This is a genomic window from Demequina lutea (genome assembly GCF_013409005.1).
GTDB lineage: Bacteria > Actinomycetota > Actinomycetes > Actinomycetales > Demequinaceae > Demequina > Demequina lutea.
The window spans coordinates 787,185-804,212 of record NZ_JACBZO010000001.1; the positions used below are offsets into that span (position 1 = coordinate 787,185).

At 67.2% G+C, this 17,028-nt stretch carries 16 protein-coding genes; 8 read left to right on the forward strand and 8 right to left on the reverse strand.

Annotated features, from left to right (window positions below; translation table 11 throughout):
- Positions 1-65: 65 nt before the first annotated feature.
- Positions 66-356 carry a WhiB family transcriptional regulator gene (locus BKA03_RS03910; RefSeq protein ID WP_062074556.1) on the reverse strand — a complete coding sequence of 97 codons (291 nt, stop codon included), beginning with the start codon at positions 354-356 and terminating at the stop codon, positions 66-68.
- A gap of 287 nt (positions 357-643) precedes the next feature.
- Here BKA03_RS03910 and guaB point away from each other — a divergent pair, with 287 nt between their 5' ends.
- Both guaB and BKA03_RS03920 read left to right on the forward strand, forming a co-directional pair.
- A complete protein-coding gene (gene guaB, locus BKA03_RS03915) occupies positions 644-2,155 on the forward strand; it encodes an IMP dehydrogenase (RefSeq protein ID WP_062074555.1) in 1,512 nt (503 codons plus the stop codon).
- A 2-nt stretch (positions 2,156-2,157) separates the two neighbouring features.
- Positions 2,158-2,907: a TSUP family transporter gene (locus BKA03_RS03920; RefSeq protein WP_062074554.1), complete on the forward strand. Its 750-nt coding sequence runs from the start codon at positions 2,158-2,160 to the stop codon at positions 2,905-2,907.
- Between the two features lie 14 nt (positions 2,908-2,921).
- Here BKA03_RS03920 and BKA03_RS03925 read toward each other — a convergent pair whose 3' ends face one another.
- Together BKA03_RS03925 and BKA03_RS03930 are read right to left on the reverse strand one after the other, a co-directional pair.
- Positions 2,922-4,187 (reverse strand): Glu/Leu/Phe/Val family dehydrogenase, encoded by a 1,266-nt coding sequence (locus BKA03_RS03925; protein ID WP_062074553.1) that lies wholly within the window; start codon positions 4,185-4,187, stop codon positions 2,922-2,924.
- A 20-nt stretch (positions 4,188-4,207) separates the two neighbouring features.
- Complete coding sequence (locus BKA03_RS03930; RefSeq protein ID WP_062074552.1) at positions 4,208-4,951, reverse strand: exonuclease domain-containing protein; 744 nt, start codon at positions 4,949-4,951, stop codon at positions 4,208-4,210.
- 199 nt (positions 4,952-5,150) lie between these two features.
- Here BKA03_RS03930 and BKA03_RS03935 point away from each other — a divergent pair, with 199 nt between their 5' ends.
- A complete protein-coding gene (locus BKA03_RS03935; protein WP_062074551.1) occupies positions 5,151-6,275 on the forward strand; it encodes a GuaB3 family IMP dehydrogenase-related protein in 1,125 nt (374 codons plus the stop codon).
- A gap of 48 nt (positions 6,276-6,323) precedes the next feature.
- A complete protein-coding gene (locus tag BKA03_RS03940) occupies positions 6,324-6,710 on the forward strand; it encodes a DUF3054 domain-containing protein (RefSeq protein WP_062074550.1) in 387 nt (128 codons plus the stop codon).
- Between the two features lie 14 nt (positions 6,711-6,724).
- Here the strand turns inward: BKA03_RS03940 and BKA03_RS03945 are convergent, their stop codons facing one another.
- Positions 6,725-7,897 carry a glycerate kinase gene (locus BKA03_RS03945; RefSeq protein WP_083971341.1) on the reverse strand — a complete coding sequence of 391 codons (1,173 nt, stop codon included), beginning with the start codon at positions 7,895-7,897 and terminating at the stop codon, positions 6,725-6,727.
- A 298-nt stretch (positions 7,898-8,195) separates the two neighbouring features.
- Here BKA03_RS03945 and BKA03_RS03950 point away from each other — a divergent pair, with 298 nt between their 5' ends.
- The 3 genes from BKA03_RS03950 (at position 8,196) to BKA03_RS03960 (ending at position 9,403) form a co-directional block, all read left to right on the forward strand.
- A complete protein-coding gene (locus BKA03_RS03950; RefSeq protein ID WP_083971338.1) occupies positions 8,196-8,675 on the forward strand; it encodes a DUF2975 domain-containing protein in 480 nt (159 codons plus the stop codon).
- Complete coding sequence (locus BKA03_RS03955; RefSeq protein ID WP_062074548.1) at positions 8,675-8,908, forward strand: helix-turn-helix domain-containing protein; 234 nt, start codon at positions 8,675-8,677, stop codon at positions 8,906-8,908. The genes BKA03_RS03950 and BKA03_RS03955 overlap by 1 nt, the downstream gene beginning before the upstream one ends.
- A 294-nt stretch (positions 8,909-9,202) precedes the next feature.
- Positions 9,203-9,403, forward strand: a complete 201-nt coding sequence (locus BKA03_RS03960; RefSeq protein WP_062074547.1) for a hypothetical protein — start codon at positions 9,203-9,205, stop codon at positions 9,401-9,403.
- A 552-nt stretch (positions 9,404-9,955) separates the two neighbouring features.
- On the opposite strand, the gene BKA03_RS03965 is transcribed toward BKA03_RS03960, so the two are convergent.
- Together BKA03_RS03965 and BKA03_RS03970 are read right to left on the reverse strand one after the other, a co-directional pair.
- Positions 9,956-12,424, reverse strand: coding sequence for a phosphoketolase family protein (locus BKA03_RS03965; protein ID WP_062074546.1), 2,469 nt, complete (start codon positions 12,422-12,424; stop codon positions 9,956-9,958).
- A gap of 140 nt (positions 12,425-12,564) precedes the next feature.
- On the reverse strand, positions 12,565-14,412 hold the full coding sequence (locus BKA03_RS03970) for an ABC-F family ATP-binding cassette domain-containing protein (protein ID WP_062074692.1): 1,848 nt from the start codon (positions 14,410-14,412) through the stop codon (positions 12,565-12,567).
- 92 nt (positions 14,413-14,504) lie between these two features.
- Between BKA03_RS03970 and BKA03_RS03975 the strand changes: the two genes are divergently transcribed.
- Positions 14,505-15,209, forward strand: coding sequence for a glutamine amidotransferase-related protein (locus BKA03_RS03975; RefSeq protein WP_083971335.1), 705 nt, complete (start codon positions 14,505-14,507; stop codon positions 15,207-15,209).
- On the opposite strand, the gene BKA03_RS03980 is transcribed toward BKA03_RS03975, so the two are convergent.
- Positions 15,175-15,969: a phosphoketolase family protein gene (locus tag BKA03_RS03980; protein WP_062074545.1), complete on the reverse strand. Its 795-nt coding sequence runs from the start codon at positions 15,967-15,969 to the stop codon at positions 15,175-15,177. The two genes, BKA03_RS03975 and BKA03_RS03980, sit on opposite strands and share 35 nt — an antisense overlap.
- A 145-nt stretch (positions 15,970-16,114) precedes the next feature.
- Positions 16,115-16,858, reverse strand: a complete 744-nt coding sequence (locus BKA03_RS03985) for a phosphoketolase family protein (RefSeq protein WP_062074544.1) — start codon at positions 16,856-16,858, stop codon at positions 16,115-16,117.
- Between the last annotated feature and the right edge of the window lie 170 nt (positions 16,859-17,028).

A 17,028-nucleotide genomic window follows, 5' to 3' on the forward strand; every position in this document is an offset into this window, starting at 1 on the left:
CGCTCCGCTGTCGCAAGGGGGGTCGCGTCAGAGGTGGCCGCGGCATTGGCCAACTTCGCAGGTGGTCAACTGGCCTGCTTGAGTCGGCCAGCGAGGATTGCATGGCGCTCGTCCTCGCTCAGCCCTCCCCACACGCCAAACGGTTCGCGTGCAGTGAGCGAACGCTCGCGACACAACTCCAGCACGGGGCAACGGTTGCAGTAGTGCTTCGCGGCCTCCGCGCGACGTCGCCGGGCAGCTCCGCGTTCGCCCTCTGGGTGAAAGAAAAGGTCGGGGTCCGCGTCTCTACACGCACCCTCGTACTGCCACTCCCATTGAACTTGAGTGGGGGCCGGCAGTGTTGCGATCATCTCCATCGTGCTCCTCGGTCGGCGGGCCCCGCCCGCGTCGTCTTTGACCCGGGACCGCCCCTGGCGTCCAGCCAGAGACATATTCACCGTAGACCGGACTAATGAGATGGTCACGGCTGTCGGGCTGCTCGCTTCCTACATCTCCGTTTCTACTCCTTTGGAGGCTCCGTGGGAACCCCCAATTTATGGGGGTACCTGCACTTGTTTTCGCGAACCCATCCCGGTAAGAGCCTCGATGTCCTCGCCATGCCTTGCCGAACTCGACTCGCGACCGCGCGCCCTAGACTTGGGCCATGGCCTCCAGCGAGCACGACCCCTTCGGGTTCACCGGTCTGACATATGACGATGTCCTCCTTCTTCCCGGCGAGAGCGACGTCATCCCCTCCGAGGTGTCGACCAAGACGCGCCTCACACGCGGTATCGAGATCGAGGTTCCGTTGCTGAGCGCGGCGATGGACACCGTGACGGAGGCGCGCATGGCAATTGCGCTGGCGCGGCTCGGCGGGATCGGCGTGCTGCATCGCAACCTGTCGATCGAGGATCAGGCCCAACAGGTGGTGACAGTCAAGCGGTCCGAGTCGGGGATGATTACCGACCCCGTCACCGTCGGACCCGACGCCACCCTTGCGGAGCTCGACGCGCTGTGCGCGCGGTACCGCGTATCGGGACTGCCGGTCGTCGACGCTGCGGGCACCTTGGTGGGAATCATCACCAATCGGGACATGCGCTTCGTGTCGCCCAGCGACTATGCGGGCCGCTTTGTGCGCGACCAAATGACGGCCATGCCGCTCATCACTGCACCGGAGGGCGTCTCCAACGCGGCGGCCTCCGAACTGCTGGCCAAGCACCGAGTCGAGAAGCTTCCTCTCGTTGACGCCGCGGGTCGCCTCACGGGACTCATCACCGTCAAGGACTTCGTCAAGACCGAAAAGTACCCGAGGGCTACCAAGGATCCCGAGGGTCGCTTGCGGGTTGCGGCGGCTGTCGGCTTCTACGGCGACGCCTGGGAACGTGCGTTGGCGCTTGTTGATGCCGACGTGGACGCGCTGGTGGTGGACACCGCGCATGGGCACGCTCAAGCCATGATCGACATGATCAAGCGCCTCAAGTCCGATCCGGCGACCAAGGACGTCCAGATCATTGGCGGCAACGTCGCGACCCGCGCGGGCGCTCAGGCGCTCGTCGACGCAGGCGTCGACGCGGTCAAGGTGGGAGTAGGCCCCGGCTCGATTTGCACCACGCGTGTGGTCGCAGGAGTGGGCGTCCCGCAGGTGACCGCCGTCTACGAGGCGTCGCTCGCCGCGCGCGCATCGGGAGTGCCCATCATTGCCGACGGCGGCCTCCAGTACTCGGGCGACATCGCCAAGGCCTTGGTGGCGGGCGCATCGTCCGTGATGCTTGGTTCGCTGTTCGCGGGCTGCGACGAGACCCCGGGTGACCTGGTGCTGGTCAACGGCAAGCAGTTCAAGAGCTACCGAGGGATGGGTTCGATGGGCGCGATGGCATCGCGCGGGCGTCGCTCGTACTCCAAGGACCGCTACTTTCAAGCCGATGCGCCGAGCGACGACGACCTGATCCCGGAGGGCATCGAGGGGCGTGTCCCGTTTAAGGGTCCCGTGTCTTCTGTGGTGCGCCAGCTGGTGGGGGGCCTGGGCCAGTCCATGTTTTACGTGGGCTCGAGGACGATCCCAGAGCTGCAGTCCAAGGGGCGCTTTGTCCGCATCACGCCCGCGGGGCTCAAGGAGAGTCACCCGCACGACGTGCAAATCACGGTCGAGGCGCCCAACTACTCCGGCAACAATTAGCGGTGGCGCTCAGCTGGAATGCACTCGCGCTTCTTGCGGTAGTGGCTTTGGTGGCGGGGTTTCTCGACACGCTCGCAGGTGGCGGCGGCCTGTTGACCCTTCCAGCATTACTGCTCGCCGGGGTGCCTCCGCTCGCGGCCCTTGGCACAAATAAGTTCCAGGGTTCCTTCGGCACCGGCATGGCGACCTACCAGGTGTTGCGGCGCGGGCGGGTGTCGTGGCCCGATGTGCGCTGGCCGATGATCTTCGCCTTTGGCGGCTCGGTGGCAGGGTCGGTCGCCATCCAGTGGGTCAACACCGACGGCTTGCGAGTGCTGATCCCCGTGGTGCTCGCCGTGATCGCCGCGTACTTCCTCTTCGTGCCCCGCGCCCACGAGCCTCCCGCCCAGCCGCGCATCGGCTCGCGCGTGTTTGACGGCGGCGTGGTTCCCGCGATCGGCGCGTATGACGGGGCGTTTGGGCCTGGTACGGGCTCGCTGTTCGCCCTCACGGGCGTGGCGCTCAGGGCGCGGCCGCTCGTGCAGTCCACCGCCGTGGCCAAGACGCTGAACTTTGCGACCAACGTGGCTGCGCTCGCCGTGTTCTTGGTGGCGGGACACTTGGTGTGGGCCGCAGGAGCCGCGATGATCGGCGGGCAGCTGCTAGGCGCGTATGTCGCGTCGCACGTGCTGTTCCGAGTGAAGCCCCTGGTGATCAGGGTGCTCATCGTGGTGATGTCGCTCGGGATGCTCGTGCGGGTGCTGGTGGGGTAGGTCGCGCCGCGCGATTACGGGTAGAGCCCGCGCAGACGGTGGGCATCGGTGACGCGGCGCACGGCGAGCGCCGTCGCGGCCTGGCGCAGCGTCATCGCGTGCTCGACGGAATACGCCGAGACGTCGTGCCAGGCCCTGTCCATCTTGTCCGCCAGGCGCGCGTTGACGTCGTCCTCGCTCCATTGCCACGCCTGATTCGCCTGCACCCACTCGAAGTAGCTCACCACCACGCCTCCCGCGTTCGCGAGGATGTCGGGAACGACGAGGATGTCGCGCGCGGCGAGGATCGCGTCGGCCGCCTTGGTCGTGGGTCCATTGGCGCCCTCCACCACGATGCTCGCCTTCACCAGCGGAGCGGTGTCCGCCGTCAGCACGCCCTCGACGGCCGCGGGAACGAGCACGTCAACGTCGAGCGCCAGGAGTTCGGTCGCGTCGATGTTCTCGGCGCCCGAGAAGTCTCTCACCGAGCCGGTGCTCGCGGCGTGGATGGTAAGTGCCGCCGTGTCCAGCCCCCCCGGCGCGTAGATGGCGCCGTCGATGTCGGAGACGGCCACCACGCGCACGCCGTGCTCGGCGAGCAGCTGCGCAGCGCCGTGGCCCACCTTGCCGAAGCCCTGGACCGCGGCGGTGGCGCGCGTTGGGTCGATACCGCGCGTGCGCATCGCGAGAGCGGCCACGTGTGCGACACCTCTGGACGTCGCCAGCGCGCGCCCCAAGGAACCCCCGAGGCTGACCGGCTTTCCCGTCACCACTCCCGGAACCGTGTGGCCCACGGCCACCGAATAGGTATCCATGATCCAGGCCATGGTCTGCTCGTCGGTGCCGATGTCGGGTGCAGGGATGTCGACAGTGGGGCCGATGATCGGCAGAATTTCCGAGGTGTAACGCCTCGTGACGCGCTCAAGCTCGGGAAGGGAGTGCTCGCGAGGGTCGATGGCGATGCCGCCCTTGGCTCCGCCGTATGGCACGTCGAGCAGCGCGCACTTCCAGGTCATCCACATCGCGAGGGCGCGCACCTCGTTCAGGTCGACACCCGGCGCGTAGCGGAGTCCTCCCTTGGCGGGGCCGCGCGAGTAGTTGTGTTGCACCCTGTAGCCCTTGTAGACCGCAATGGAGCCGTCATCGCGCTTGAGGGGTACGGTGACCATGAGTTCGCGCCTCGACGCGGCGAGCATGCGGTGTGTGCCCTCGCTCAGTCCCAGGTGCGCGGCCGCCTCGGCCAGTTGCGCGTGCGCGTCGTCGAGAGGCCCGGCGCCGTGGGTGACTTGCTGCTCCGTCATGGTCTCTCCCGCTCCCTGCGCTAGAAGAGCGCGTCGTTGTCTTGCGCAGCCTCCGAGGCCTCGATGGGCACCGGCCAGTCGGGCCGTGGCAGATCGTCGATGGTGCCCTTGGACTTGAGCCAGGCCCCAAACCGCACCGCCCACACGCGGTGGGCCTCGGCCTGCTGATCGTGCAATGCGGGCAGATCGGTCTGGCCGACGGTGGGGTAGCGGTCCGCGATCGCGTGAACGAGGTCCAGCGTCGCGAGCACGTCGGCATCCGCCGCGTGAAGGCTGTCCGCGTCGACGGGCACCACGTAGATGTGACACATGTCGATGAGTTTGCGCGGGCCCTTCCGGTACTTGTCGAGGTGCCTGTCGAGCACGAGCGGGTCGACCACGGGCCTGACGCCGCCGGGAAGACGTTGGCCGAGCGTCGGCAATCCATGGCGGGAGAGCTCGGCGTCAAGGATGCTCAGGTCGTATTGGACGTTGAAGCCCACCACGGGGACGCTGGCCGTGAGCGCCTCGGCGAGTGCCGCGGCGATCTCCTCGAGGGCTCCTTCTGGAGGCACGCCCTCGGCGCGCGCCTGCTCGGTGGTGATGCCGTGCACCTCGGTGGCTCGTGCGGGAATCTCGACGCCGGGGTCGATGAGCCACGTGCGCGTCTCGACCCTTTCGCCCTCGCGGCGGATCAGCGCCGCCGTCACGATCCGGTCGGTGGTGGTGCTCACACCCGTGGTCTCGGTGTCGAATCCCACCATTGGTCCGTCAAGCCAGCTCATGCCCCCAGCCTGGCACGACCCACCGACGGGTGACGACATCACGCGCTATCGGCACATCACGCAAGGAAACGGCCGCGACACCGTGTGTCATGTGCGGATAGCGCGTAGGGCGCGGCAGGGCGCGGCAGGGCGCCGTCGGGTGGGGAGCACTTCGGGTGCCACGGATACCTCCCGTCGCCCGACCGGTAGGCTGGATGCCGTGACAAACGAGATCGAGATTGGGCGCGGCAAGCGCGGACGCAGGGCATACTCCTTCGACGATGTGGCGATTGTGCCCTCGCGGCGCACGCGCGACCCCGAGAAGGTGTCTCTCGCGTGGCAGATCGATGCGTTCCGCTTCGAGATCCCCGTGCTTGCGGCTCCCATGGACTCCGTGATGTCCCCGGCGACCGCGATCGCCTTGGGCAAGGCGGGCGGACTTGGGGTGCTCGACCTTGAGGGCTTGTGGACTCGGTACGAGGATCCGACCGCTCAGCTTGCGGAGATCGCGTCGCTTCCCCGCGAGGCCGCGACCGCGCGCATGCAAGAGATCTATCGCGAACCGGTCAAGCCCGAGCTCATCTCGGCGCGACTTGGTGAGATCCGAGCCGCGGGCGTCACCGTGGCCGGTGCGTTGTCTCCCCACCGGACCCAGGAGCTTTACCAGACGGTTCTCAAGGCCGGCGTCGACATCTTTGTCATCCGCGGCACCACCGTCTCGGCGGAGCACGTGTCCGCAGTGGGCGAGCCCCTCAACCTCAAGAAGTTCATCTACGACCTCGACGTCCCCGTCATCGTCGGCGGCGCCTCGACCTACCAGGCGGCCCTGCACCTCATGCGCACGGGCGCCGCGGGCGTGCTCGTCGGCTTTGGCGGTGGCGCGGCCTTGACGACGCGCACCTCGCTCGGCATTCACGCGCCGATGGCCACTGCGGTGGCCGACGTCGCCGCGGCTCGCCGCGATTACCTCGACGAGTCGGGCGGCCGGTATGTCCACGTAATCGCCGACGGCGGCTTGGGCCGCTCGGGAGACATGGTCAAGTCCATCGCTTGTGGCGCCGACGCGTTCATGCTGGGTGCGGCACTCGCCCGCGCCGAGGAGGCGCCGGGCGGCGGTTACCACTGGGGCCCCGAGGCGCACCACATCGAGTTGCCTCGCGGCGAGCGCGTGCACGTCGGCACGGTCGCGCCGCTCGACGAGATCCTCTTTGGCCCTGGCACTCACACCGATGGCACCACCAACATCATGGGTGCGCTGCGCCGCTCGATGGCCACCACGGGCTATTCGGAGCTCAAGGAGTTCCAGCGCGTCGACGTGGTCGTCAGCCCGTACCAGGGCGGCTAAGCGCATCGGTCGGCCACGGTCGCACCCCCCCGTTCGACGAGGAGTCTCATGAACATCCGCCAGGCAATTCGCGGCGCGGCGGCGCTCGATGCGGGTGCCATCGTTCTCTTCGCCGCGGTGGGTCGCGCGAACCACGACGAGGGGATCCTTGGCCGGGCCGGTTTGGGCCTCGCGACCACGGTGTGGCCCTTCCTGGCGGGCGCCGCGATCGGCTGGGTCATCGCCAAGGGGTGGAGCAAGCCGTGCGCCTGGCGCCCCACGGGGGTCGTCGTGTGGGCGTCGACCCTAGTAGGAGGCATGTTGCTGCGCGTGGCGAGCGGCCAGGGCGTGGAGGTCTCTTTTGTGGTGGTCGCCGGGTTAGTGCTGGCGTCGTTCCTCATTGGCTGGCGCGTGATCTCGGGGCTGCTGGCCAAGCGCCCGGGACTCAAGAGGTAGCGCGGTCCGCGCAGCTAAAGAGCCATCCCCGCAGCGAAGTCCCTCACCACCCGTTCGGCGGTCGCCGAAAGTTCCGCCAAGGTCACCTCGGGGTTCATCGCCTCGGCAAGTGGGCGCGGTCGGGGGTGGATGCAGAAGGTTGCGTCGAGAGCGCCGTGGTCGTCGCCCTCAACCCGTCCCGCGAGCGCGACCACCACGGGTACGCGCCCACCGGGCGGGCTCGACTTCGCTAGCCGTGCGATCGCGTCGGGCACCTTGCCCCTTGCCGTCTGGGCGTCGAGGCTGCCCTCGCCCGTGATCACGAGGTCGGCCCCGGCGAGCGCTGCGCCCATCCCCGTCTCGGCCACGATGCGCTGAAGTCCGGGCTCGATGCGCCCACCGAGCGTGAGGATCGCGGCCCCCAAGCCGCCGGCCGCACCGGCCCCAGGAACGCCGGAGACCTCGGCCCCCGCCTCGCGCAGCGCGAGGGCCCAGCCCTCCATCGCGTACTCCAACTCGGCGACCAGGGGGGCGTCGGCTCCCTTCTGCGGACCGAACATGCGGGCGGCGCCGGAGGGGCCGAGCAAGGGCGAGTTCACGTCGGCCAGCCCGATGACCGCGCACGCAAGGGTCGGTGGAAGGAGCACGCGCACGGGTCTCGCCAACAGGGGATTGGCATCGGGAACTCCGTCGCCCGCGAAGAGTTCCGTCCCCGAGACGTCCCACATCCTGGCGCCGAGTGCGAGCAGGGCGCCCGTGCCGCCGTCGGTGCACCCGGTCCCGCCGAGTCCCACAAGTATGAGCGAGGGGTTTTCCAATTCCGCGACGCGGGCAAGCTGCAGACCCAGGCCGTACGAGTGCGCGCGGCGAGCGGACGCGGGCGACACGTCGTCAAGCAACCCGAGTCCCACGGTGGTCGCGGACTCGATCACCGCGGTATCACCGAGCATGACGTGGGCGGCGCGCAGCGGACGTCCGCGCAGGTCGATCGTGTCAACGGCGCCCGGCCGTCCCAGACGGGCAAGGGCATCGAGCGTGCCCTCCCCGCCGTCGGCCACGAGGGCGACGGTGACAATAGCGTCGGGAGCCGCGCGCAAGGAGCCCTCACGCACGGCCGCGCACGCCTGCGCGCTGGTGACGGAACCCTTGAAGGAGTCGAGAGCAACGACGATGCGCAGGGGAGTGGTGATGTGGTCGGGCGCTGCCATCCGTGCCTCCTCGGTTTCCTCAGACCACGTTCTCACACGTCGTCTCGCCGTGCCTCGTAAGCGCGCGGGAACCCTGGCGGGTGAAGTGGAGCCTTCATAGTGGCCTGTGCGAACCCCCGCCCGAACATCGGCCAGCCTCCAAGCGTCGGCCCGGTACGCAGCGTCGGTCGGTACGAATCAAGCCATTTGCGGGAGATGGGGCCGACAACCGGTACAGATTGAGCCGCTGGCGGAAGATGGGGGTAGGCGAGGGCGCTTGAGTATTGACAGACGATAGATATCTATCGATAATCGATTCATGAACAGATGGATGCTGAGTCTTCTCAAGGTACTGATCGTGATCCTCTTCGCCGGCGGACTGCTCGCCCAGGTCGTGTTTATCCCGTGGATCGCGTGGGCCGAGGCCCAGGACTTCCCCGAGGTGAACTACCTCGCCGTTCCGTACGCCGCGCTCGCGATTGCGACCGTTGCCTGCGCCGAGCTGATCCTCGTGGCCACGTGGAAGCTCGCGGGGATGGTCGAGCGGGGGAGGATCTTCGACGCGGCTGCCCTGAAGTGGGTCACTCTCATGGTGAACTCCGCATGGGTGGCCACCGCGCTCGTCGCGATCGTGACTATCGACGCGACGTTCATCGAGGGGCTCGGCCCCATCACCGTGCCCGTCACCCTGATGGGTGCGACGGTTGCTGTGAGCACCGTGGCGCTCATCCTTATGGTCATGCGTGGGCTGCTCCAGACCGCCGTCCAGCACAAGGGCGAGCTGGACGAGGTCGTCTGATGGGCATCGTCGTCTCGATCGACGTGCTGCTCGCCAAGCGCAAGATGTCGGTCGCGGAGTTCGCGGACGCCGTGGGCATCACGCCCGCAAATGTTGCGGTGCTCAAGAACGGCAGGGCCAAGGCGATCCGTTTCACGACGCTCGAGGCGATCTGCAGGGTGCTCGACTGCCAGCCGGGGGACATCCTGGAGTGGGTACCGGATGCGGACGACGGCGCGCAGGGTGACGCCTAGGCCATAGCCATGCCGCGCGGCTGCTCCCGGAGGCCGTGCAAACGCAACCGGCGCCTCAGTCGGCGCTCAGGACCACTCACGAAGGTCCCGTGCGTCTCAGTCGGCGCTGGTGACCACTCGCCGGTCGGACCCACACAGCAACCCGGCTTGTCGTTAATCCGCCATGTGCTGGAGAGCAGAGCGGTACGCCATTTGAGGTTCAGCCGGTACTTCGGTCTGGAGTCGACCTCGGCTGCGGGCGGTGCAACGGCGTTCAGCAGGCCGCGCGCCTAGTGCGGGTGTAAAAAAGGAACCATGGCCGCAACTCAGGCGAAGATGAGGCGAACCGCACCCATTACGGTCTCGCTTGCGGCGGCTGCCGTGTTCGGGTTCAGCGTGGTGCTCGCCGCTGGCAATGGTGGGAACTGGGCGTTTCCCACCTTTCTCGCGGTCATAGCAATCGTCGGGTCCGCATTGATGGTTCGAGTGCAGAGAGCGCAAAGCAGGGAGCGCTGAGCTCCCCCACCGAGATTCGATCGAGTTGCGAGAACGGGCACGACTCCGTGCAAGAGCGCCCAATCCGCAAGGGATGTATTGGCGAGTTGCCCCCTTGGGTGCGGCGCTACGCATCTATGATCCTGGCGGGTCAACCGACACGCCCAACCCTGTCTGAGCGAACCCGGAGTGCACATCCGCCTTACCTAACCACGCACGCGGTGCGACGTCGCTTCCGAGGGGATCAAGCCTGACCGCCGTGAGAGAGCTGCTTCCTAACTCACGCCCAAGGTGACGCCGCAACTTTCCTCAGCCACAGCATCGGCCCGGCCCCGGCGTCGGCCCGGCTAGACCGTCGCCTCAGCCACGGCGTCGGCCGGGCTCGACCGTCGGCCGGTACGGAATAAGCCACTGGCGGGAGAATTGTGCCGAAAACCGGTACAAATTGAGCCATTTGCAGCGGCGCGGGGTTGGGGCGGAGGGGGGCGCTGGGCGGACCTGCACCCGGACACACAGAGGCCCCGCCTTCCACGGGGGAGACGGGGCCTCGGCGTTATCTCAGGAGGGGAAAACCTACTCGTTGTCGCCACCCGTAGCGGCGACGGCGTCGACCTTGGCGTCCACGAGGCCGCGGGCGTCGGCCCAGACCCAGTCGGCAACCTCGGGCTGGTCCTCGCCGTGCTCACGCGCGTAGCGGCGGGCCGCAAGGCGCATGTCGAACAGCTTCTGACGCAGTGAGGCGGCACGGGTGCCCAGTCCAGGAACCTGGTCGATGACGTCCATGACCAAGTGATACCTGTCGATGTCGTTCATCATCGCGATATCGAATGGCGTGGTCGTGGTGCCCTCTTCCTTGTACCCGCGCACGTGCAGGTTGGCGTGGCCGGCCCTGCGGTACGTGAGGCGGTGGATGAGCCACGGGTAGCCGTGATAGTTCATGATGATCGGCTTGTCCGTGGTGAACAGCTGATCGAACTCGCGGTCGGAGAGCCCGTGCGGGTGCTCCTTCTCGGGCTGCAAACGCATGAGGTCGACCACGTTGATCATGCGCACCTTGAGCTCGGGGAGCTCGCGGCGGATGATGTCGATCGCGGCCAGGATCTCGAGCGTGGGCACGTCGCCCGCGGCGGCCATGACCACGTCGGGCTCCTCGCCCTGCGGCACGTTGGACGCGAAGTCCCAGATGCCGATGCCTCGCGTGCAGTGATCGATCGCCTGGTCCATCGTGAGCCACGACGCCTGGGGCTGCTTGCCGGCGACGACCACGTTGACGTAGTTGCGCGAGCGCAGGCAGTGGTCGTAGATCGACAGGAGCGTGTTGGCGTCCGGCGGCAGGTAGACCCTGACGACTTCGGCCTTCTTGTTGACCACGTGGTCGATGAAGCCGGGGTCCTGGTGGCTGAAGCCGTTGTGGTCCTGGCGCCAGACGTGCGAGCTCAGCAGGTAGTTGAGCGAGGCCACCGGACGACGCCAGGGCAGTTCGCGCGACACCTTGAGCCACTTGGCGTGCTGGTTGAACATCGAGTCGACTAGGTGAATGAACGCCTCATACGAGGTGAACAGTCCGTGCCTTCCGGTGAGCAGGTAGCCCTCGAGCCAACCCTGGCACTGGTGCTCGGACAGCATCTCGATGACGCGACCCTGCGGGCCGGTATGCGTGCCATCGTCCTCACGCCTTGCCTGCCACACCTTGTCGCTGACTTCCAGCACGTCCTGCAGCCGGTTCGAGGCGAGCTCGTCGGGCGCGAAGATGCGGAAGTTGGTGGGGTTGGACCGCATCACTTCCTCGAGCCAGCCGCCGAGCACCCGCGTGGCCTCGGCCTGTCCAGCACCGGGTGCGGGCACGTCAACGGCGAACTTGCGGAAGTCGGGAAGCTTGAGGTCCTGCAGCAGCAGCCCGCCGTTCGCCTGAGGTGCGGCGGACATGCGCAGCTCGCCCTTGGGCGCCAACTTGGTGACCTCGGGAAGCGGCACACCGTTCTCGTCGAACAGCTCCTCGGGGTGGTACGACTTCATCCACTCCTCGAGGATATGCAGGTGCTCCTCGGTGTCCCTCGCAGAGGCGAGCGGCACCTGGTGGGCACGCCACGAGCCCTCGGTCTTCTTGCCGTCGATCGTGGGTGGGCACGTCCAACCCTTGGGCGTGCGCATGATGATCATGGGCCACATCGGGCGATCCATGAGCGGGTTGAGCGCGGCCTCTTCCTTGATGGCAGCGATCTCGTCCATCACCGTGTCGAGCACCTCGGCGAACCGGGCGTGGACCGACTCGTGTGACTCGTCGTCGAAGCCGCCGACGAACACGTGCGGGTTGTGGCCGTAGCCGCGCATGAGGCTGAGGAGTTCCTCATCCGAGATGCGCGCGAGCACCGTGGGGTTGGCGATCTTGTACCCGTTGAGGTGCAGAATCGGCAGCACGACGCCGTCGGTCGCGGGATTGATGAACTTGTTCGAGTGCCAGCTGGTGGCAAGCGGACCCGTCTCGGCCTCGCCGTCACCGACGACGGCCGCGACGAGGAGGTCGGGGTTGTCGAATGCCGCTCCATACGCGTGCGAAAGCGCGTAGCCGAGCTCGCCGCCCTCGTGGATCGATCCAGGAGTCTCGGGGGCCACGTGGGATGGGATTCCGCCGGGGAACGAGAACTGCTTGAACATCCGCTTGAGGCCGGCCTCATCGTTCGAGATGTCTGGGTAGGTCGCCGTGTACGTGCCGTCGAGGAAGCTCGACGCCACCATGCCGGGGCCGCCGTGTCCGGGGCCGATGATGTACATCGTGGGTTGCTTGCGCGCCTTGATCATGCGGTTGAGGTGCGCATAGATGAAGTTCAGTCCGGGGGTGGTTCCCCAGTGGCCGACGAGGCGGGGCTTGACGTGGTCGCGGTGAAGCGGCTCGCGGAGCAGGGGGTTGTCGAGCAGGTAGATCTGGCCGACGCTCATGTAGTTGGTGGCACGCCACCAAAGGTCGATTCCTGAGAGCTCTTCGGCGGATGTCGACTCTGTGGAGCGATAGGCCCAGGGGTGGGGCGACACGTGGTTCTCCATTCTTGTGGGGTCTTCTTAGCATCCCACGCGGCCGTGGCTTGCGCCGGGCGCAAGGTCCTCTCCGACGACCCTTTGTCCACAGGCGTCGTGCGTGACTTTGCCGCCGGCCAGTATTGAGGTCCCGGGCGGGCGGCGGCTTGTCAGCCCAGACGGTCGGTGAGGTCGAGCCAGCGGTCTTCGAGCTCTCCAGCCTCGGCATCGAGCACCGGCAACCTGTCCGCGAGGGCGGCCAGGCCCGGGTAGTCCGCGGGGTCGTGGGCGGCCATCTTGGCGTTCAACTCGGCCTTCTGCTGTAGGACCTTCTTCAGGCGCCTCTCGACGGCAGCCACTTCCTTCTGCGTGCTCCTGAGATCCGCGCCGTCCATTCCGCTCTCCGACGCAGGGCGCACGTCGGCGGCCGCGGGAGAGGAGCCGCCGCCGGCGTCGGCCCCAGACTCGGGTCCGAACGTCCCCACGCCGCCGCCCGTCCCCGTGCGTCCGCGCGCAATCGCGATGTATTCGTCGACTCCGCCGGGCAGGTGTCGCAGTTCGCCATCGAGCACGGCGTACTGCTGATCGGTCACGCGCTCCATCAGGTACCGGTCGTGCGAGACGACGATGAGGGTGCCAGGCCAGGAGTCGAGAAGGTCCTCCAGCGACGCCAGCATGTCGGTGTCGAGGTCGTTTGTGGGCTCGTCGAGGACGAGCACATTGGGCTCGCTCAGCAGGACGACGAGAAGTTGCAGGCGCCGACGCTGGCCGCCCGACAGGGCACCAACGACGGTCTTGAGTTGGGAGGGTTCGAAGCCGACGCGCTCGAGCAGTTGACCGGGACTGAGCTCCGTGCCGTCGGCCAATTTCACCGAGGTGTACTGCTTGAGCACGGTCGCCACGCGCTCTCCCGCCCACTCGTCGAGCTCTACCAAGTGCTGAGAGAGGGCGGCCACGCGCACGGTCGTGCCGCGCTTCACGTAGCCGCGGGTGGGCTCAAGTTCGCCGGTGATGAGCTTGAGCAGGGTCGACTTGCCCGCGCCGTTCGCGCCCAGGATGCCCGTGCGCTCCCCGGGCCCGATGAGCCACGTGATGTCCTTGAGGACTTCCTTGTCGCCAGCGGGGTTGGAGTAGGTCACGAACGCGTTCACGACGCTCACCACGATCTTGCCGAGGCGGGACGCGGCCATGCGTTGAAGCTTGATGGGGTCGCGCACCTCGGGCACGTCGGCGATGAGTTCGTTGGCCGCGTCGACACGGAACTTGGGCTTCGTGCTGCGCGCCTTCGCGCCGCGATGCAGCCAGGCGAGTTCTTTGCGCAGCAAGTTCTGGCGACGTGACTCCGTGACGGAGGCGATGCGATTGCGCTCGAGGCGCTGCAGGATGTACTCGGCGTAACCGCCCACGTATTGCTCCACGCCCGTGTTGACGACTTCCCACGTGGCCGTGGTGACCTCGTCGAGGAACCACCTGTCGTGGGTGACGACCACAAGCGCGCCCCTGGATGCCGTCCAGCGGCGCTTGAGGTGTTCTGCGAGCCAGGCCACGCCGTCGACGTCCAAGTGGTTGGTCGGTTCGTCGAGCACCAAGACGTCGTCGTCGGCGACGAGCGCACGGGCCAGGGCGACTCTGCGCCGCTGCCCGCCGGAGAGGCTCGCTACGAGGGCATCGGCCTCAAGGTCGGGGACCAGTCCCGACATGATGTCGCGCACGCGGGCGTCGCCTGCCCACTCGTGGGTGTCGGCGTCTCCCACGATGGCCTGGAGCACGGTCGAGCCTTCGGCAAACTGATCGCCTTGGTCGACGACGCCGATGCGCACCCCTTTGGCGCGGGTGACGCGACCCGTGTGGGGGGTTTCGAGCCCGGCGAGGCAGCGAGTGAGAGTCGACTTTCCCGCGCCGTTTGCGCCGACCACGCCGATGCGATCCCCGTCTTCGAGGCCCAGGGTGACCGCTTCGAGCACGGTCCCCGTGCCGTAGTCAACTCCGATGTCTTCCGCTCCGACCAGGTGTGCCACTCGCCAAGGGTAGACGGCGACGAGCACCTGGCTCGACCGCACGCGAGACGGCGAGGCCGGTGCGCGGTCGCGACCGCGGATAGCCTGGCCGCATGAGATGCGACGTCGTGCGTTTTGTGGCCTTCGAGGATCTAGGCGTGTGGGAGGACGAGCTCACCGCAAAAGGCTTCGCCGTGCGCTATCTCGACGCGGGCGTCGACGACCTCGGTCCCGCCGCGCTAGCCGAGCTGGCGGTGGTGCTGGGCGCGCCCATCGACGCCGACGACGACGGCCGCTACCCGTACCTGGCCGACGTGCGCGAGGTGCTGGCGAGCCGCGCCGCGTCGGATCTGCCGACGCTGGGGATCTGCCTGGGGGCGCAGCTCATGGCGATGGCGCTTGGCGGCGGCGTCGAGCGCGGACAGCGCGAAATTGGCTGGTCGCCCCTCACTCCCACGGCCGACGCGGAGGGGACACCCTGGGAGAAACTCGCGTCAGCACCGGTGCTGCACTGGCACGCCGACGCAATCGTGCTCCCGCCGGGGGCGACGAGCCTCGCCTCGACCCCTGGCACGCTTCACCAGGCATTTTTCCAGGGGCGGCAGGTCGGGTTCCAGTGCCATCCGGAGGCTGACCCGGAGGCGATCGAACGGTGGCTCATCGGCCACACATCAGACCTGAAGGCTTGGGGCATTGACGTGCACGACATCCGCGCTCAAGCGCGCACGTGGGGAGACGACGCGGTGGCAGCCAGCATCCGCGCGCTGCGTGCTTGGCTGGAAACTAGTGGCTTGCTGCCAGAGGAATCTGGTCGGTGACGAGTGGCTCGCCGTGCCTGGTGCGCCACTCGGGAGACGTCCTCACCACGAGCGCTGGCCATAGCGGGTTGCTCGACAGAATCCTGGCGGCGGCGTCCGCCTTGATTTGCGTGATCTCGTCGAAGATGTCCTCGAGGAGCGCCGCCATGCGCTTGTGCAAATGGCGCGGATCCTCCTCTCGCGCAAGGTCGAGAGTGTATGCGGCGTAACCGGCGGCCCTCAGGAGATCCTCCCTCGCCGTCTCGTCATCAAGGTTTTCCTTGGCGTGCAGCGGCGCGTGGATGACCGCGACAACCACGCCGTCGCGGAGCGGCGACAGCAGCACTCCCCTGTGCGAATCGAACCGGTCGGGGTCCTCGAACTCGGACTCGGTCACGAGGGCCACGGCGAGCGCGGAGTCGCGCTCCTTCACGAGGTTGATCGCGTGCGCCAGCGCGGTTTCCGGGGCCGAATGAAGCACCGAGAGCGGTTGCTGGCCGTAGACGTCGTCCCGCACGATGGTGGACATGGGGCCGTCGCCATGGTCGACCAGGCCGCACGGCCTGGTGCTGACGAACGTGGGCATGTGCCTGCGCTTATGCGCGGCGCGGTCCACATGCACGAGGATCAGTCTGTGCAATTCGCTACTTAGCCAGGGGCACGAATCCACACTGGAATCGCTCAGCATGCCCTCGGTCAACCACGAATCCATGACGTCCAACAGGAGGTCGGAAGGTTCACGATTGGCGTGTGCGACCCAACTCGAAATCAGCGCGCTCAACGGGGGACTCCTTGCGAAATGGTGCGGGCCGTGGCCGGTACCGCGGTGATCTCAGCTGTCCCAACGGTACGAGGCCTGCCGTCGCAGAGCAAAGGGAATGTGGCGAGGTCGACACGCCGCGAAGGGCGGGGTCGGCGCGGCAGGTCTAGCGCAGGGGCGTCGTGGAGCGCATCTCGACAAGCGGCCACAATGGCTGGAAGCTCGATACCCGGGCCCCGCCTTCCGCCTTGATCTGAATGATCTCGTCGAGAACGTCCTCCATCAGCAGCGCGAGCCGGGTGTGGTCCTCGAGAGTGAAGTTCTCCCAATCGCACTCGAAGGTGTAGCTCGTGAATCCCGTAGCGCGCACCACGTCCTCGCGATCCTGCGCATCGAGACCACTTTGCCCGCCGGGAACGATCATGAAAGGAATCACGACGCCGCTGTCTTGCGGGTCGAGGAGCCTCGAGGTGTGCAGGTGAAAGAGGTCGGCATCCATGAATTCGGCCTCGGTGAATACGGGGACAAGGGCCGATCTCTCGGAGCTCGTGGCGCGCGCGATGGCTTCCGCGAGCGTCGATGCTCCGCCCGTGTGCTCCACGAGGAGGTCCTCCGGTCCGTACTCGTCATGCGCGATGACTTCGCACATCGGCCGCAAGCCGTGGCCGGCCGACGCAGTGAGGCCGCAGGGCTGCGATGACAGGAACGTGGGATGCTGGCGCCGCTTGTGAAGCGCACGGTCGGTGTGGGCAACGATGCCCGCGAATACAGAGTCGGCCAGGACGGGGCAGGAGCCGGGCGTGGCGGTGGAGAGGCGAACGGAATCGTCGATCCATTCGTGCAGGGCCGCGATCATGCCTGAACTTGGCTCGCGCGATGCGTGCGCCACCCAACTCGATGTCGTTGCCATCCTGGCCTCCTCGTGGACTACCGGCGTGAATGGTAGACGCCCTCCTGGCGTCGCCTTCCTCACCCGCCATCCCTATCGACCCGGATACTCCCGGTGTGAGAAACACGGAGGCGCGCCTTGGCACACCGAAGTTTGCGGTACTTCGAGTCTCGGCATGGCAATTCGAATCG

What these genes read in the sequence shown, in the direction of transcription:
- BKA03_RS03965 (WP_062074546.1), bottom strand. Translation starts at nt 12,424, where the DNA reads ATGGAGAACCACGTGTCGCCCCACCCCTGGGCCTATCGCTCCACAGAG.
- BKA03_RS03960 (WP_062074547.1), top strand. Translation starts at nt 9,203, where the DNA reads ATGGCCGCAACTCAGGCGAAGATGAGGCGAACCGCACCCATTACGGTC.
- BKA03_RS03975 (WP_083971335.1), top strand. Translation starts at nt 14,505, where the DNA reads ATGAGATGCGACGTCGTGCGTTTTGTGGCCTTCGAGGATCTAGGCGTG.
- BKA03_RS03955 (WP_062074548.1), top strand. Translation starts at nt 8,675, where the DNA reads ATGGGCATCGTCGTCTCGATCGACGTGCTGCTCGCCAAGCGCAAGATG.
- BKA03_RS03940 (WP_062074550.1), top strand. Translation starts at nt 6,324, where the DNA reads ATGAACATCCGCCAGGCAATTCGCGGCGCGGCGGCGCTCGATGCGGGT.
- BKA03_RS03985 (WP_062074544.1), bottom strand. Translation starts at nt 16,858, where the DNA reads ATGGCAACGACATCGAGTTGGGTGGCGCACGCATCGCGCGAGCCAAGT.
- BKA03_RS03930 (WP_062074552.1), bottom strand. Translation starts at nt 4,951, where the DNA reads ATGAGCTGGCTTGACGGACCAATGGTGGGATTCGACACCGAGACCACG.
- BKA03_RS03950 (WP_083971338.1), top strand. Translation starts at nt 8,196, where the DNA reads ATGAACAGATGGATGCTGAGTCTTCTCAAGGTACTGATCGTGATCCTC.
- BKA03_RS03910 (WP_062074556.1), bottom strand. Translation starts at nt 356, where the DNA reads ATGGAGATGATCGCAACACTGCCGGCCCCCACTCAAGTTCAATGGGAG.
- BKA03_RS03925 (WP_062074553.1), bottom strand. Translation starts at nt 4,187, where the DNA reads ATGACGGAGCAGCAAGTCACCCACGGCGCCGGGCCTCTCGACGACGCG.
- guaB (WP_062074555.1), top strand. Translation starts at nt 644, where the DNA reads ATGGCCTCCAGCGAGCACGACCCCTTCGGGTTCACCGGTCTGACATAT.
- BKA03_RS03945 (WP_083971341.1), bottom strand. Translation starts at nt 7,897, where the DNA reads ATGGCAGCGCCCGACCACATCACCACTCCCCTGCGCATCGTCGTTGCT.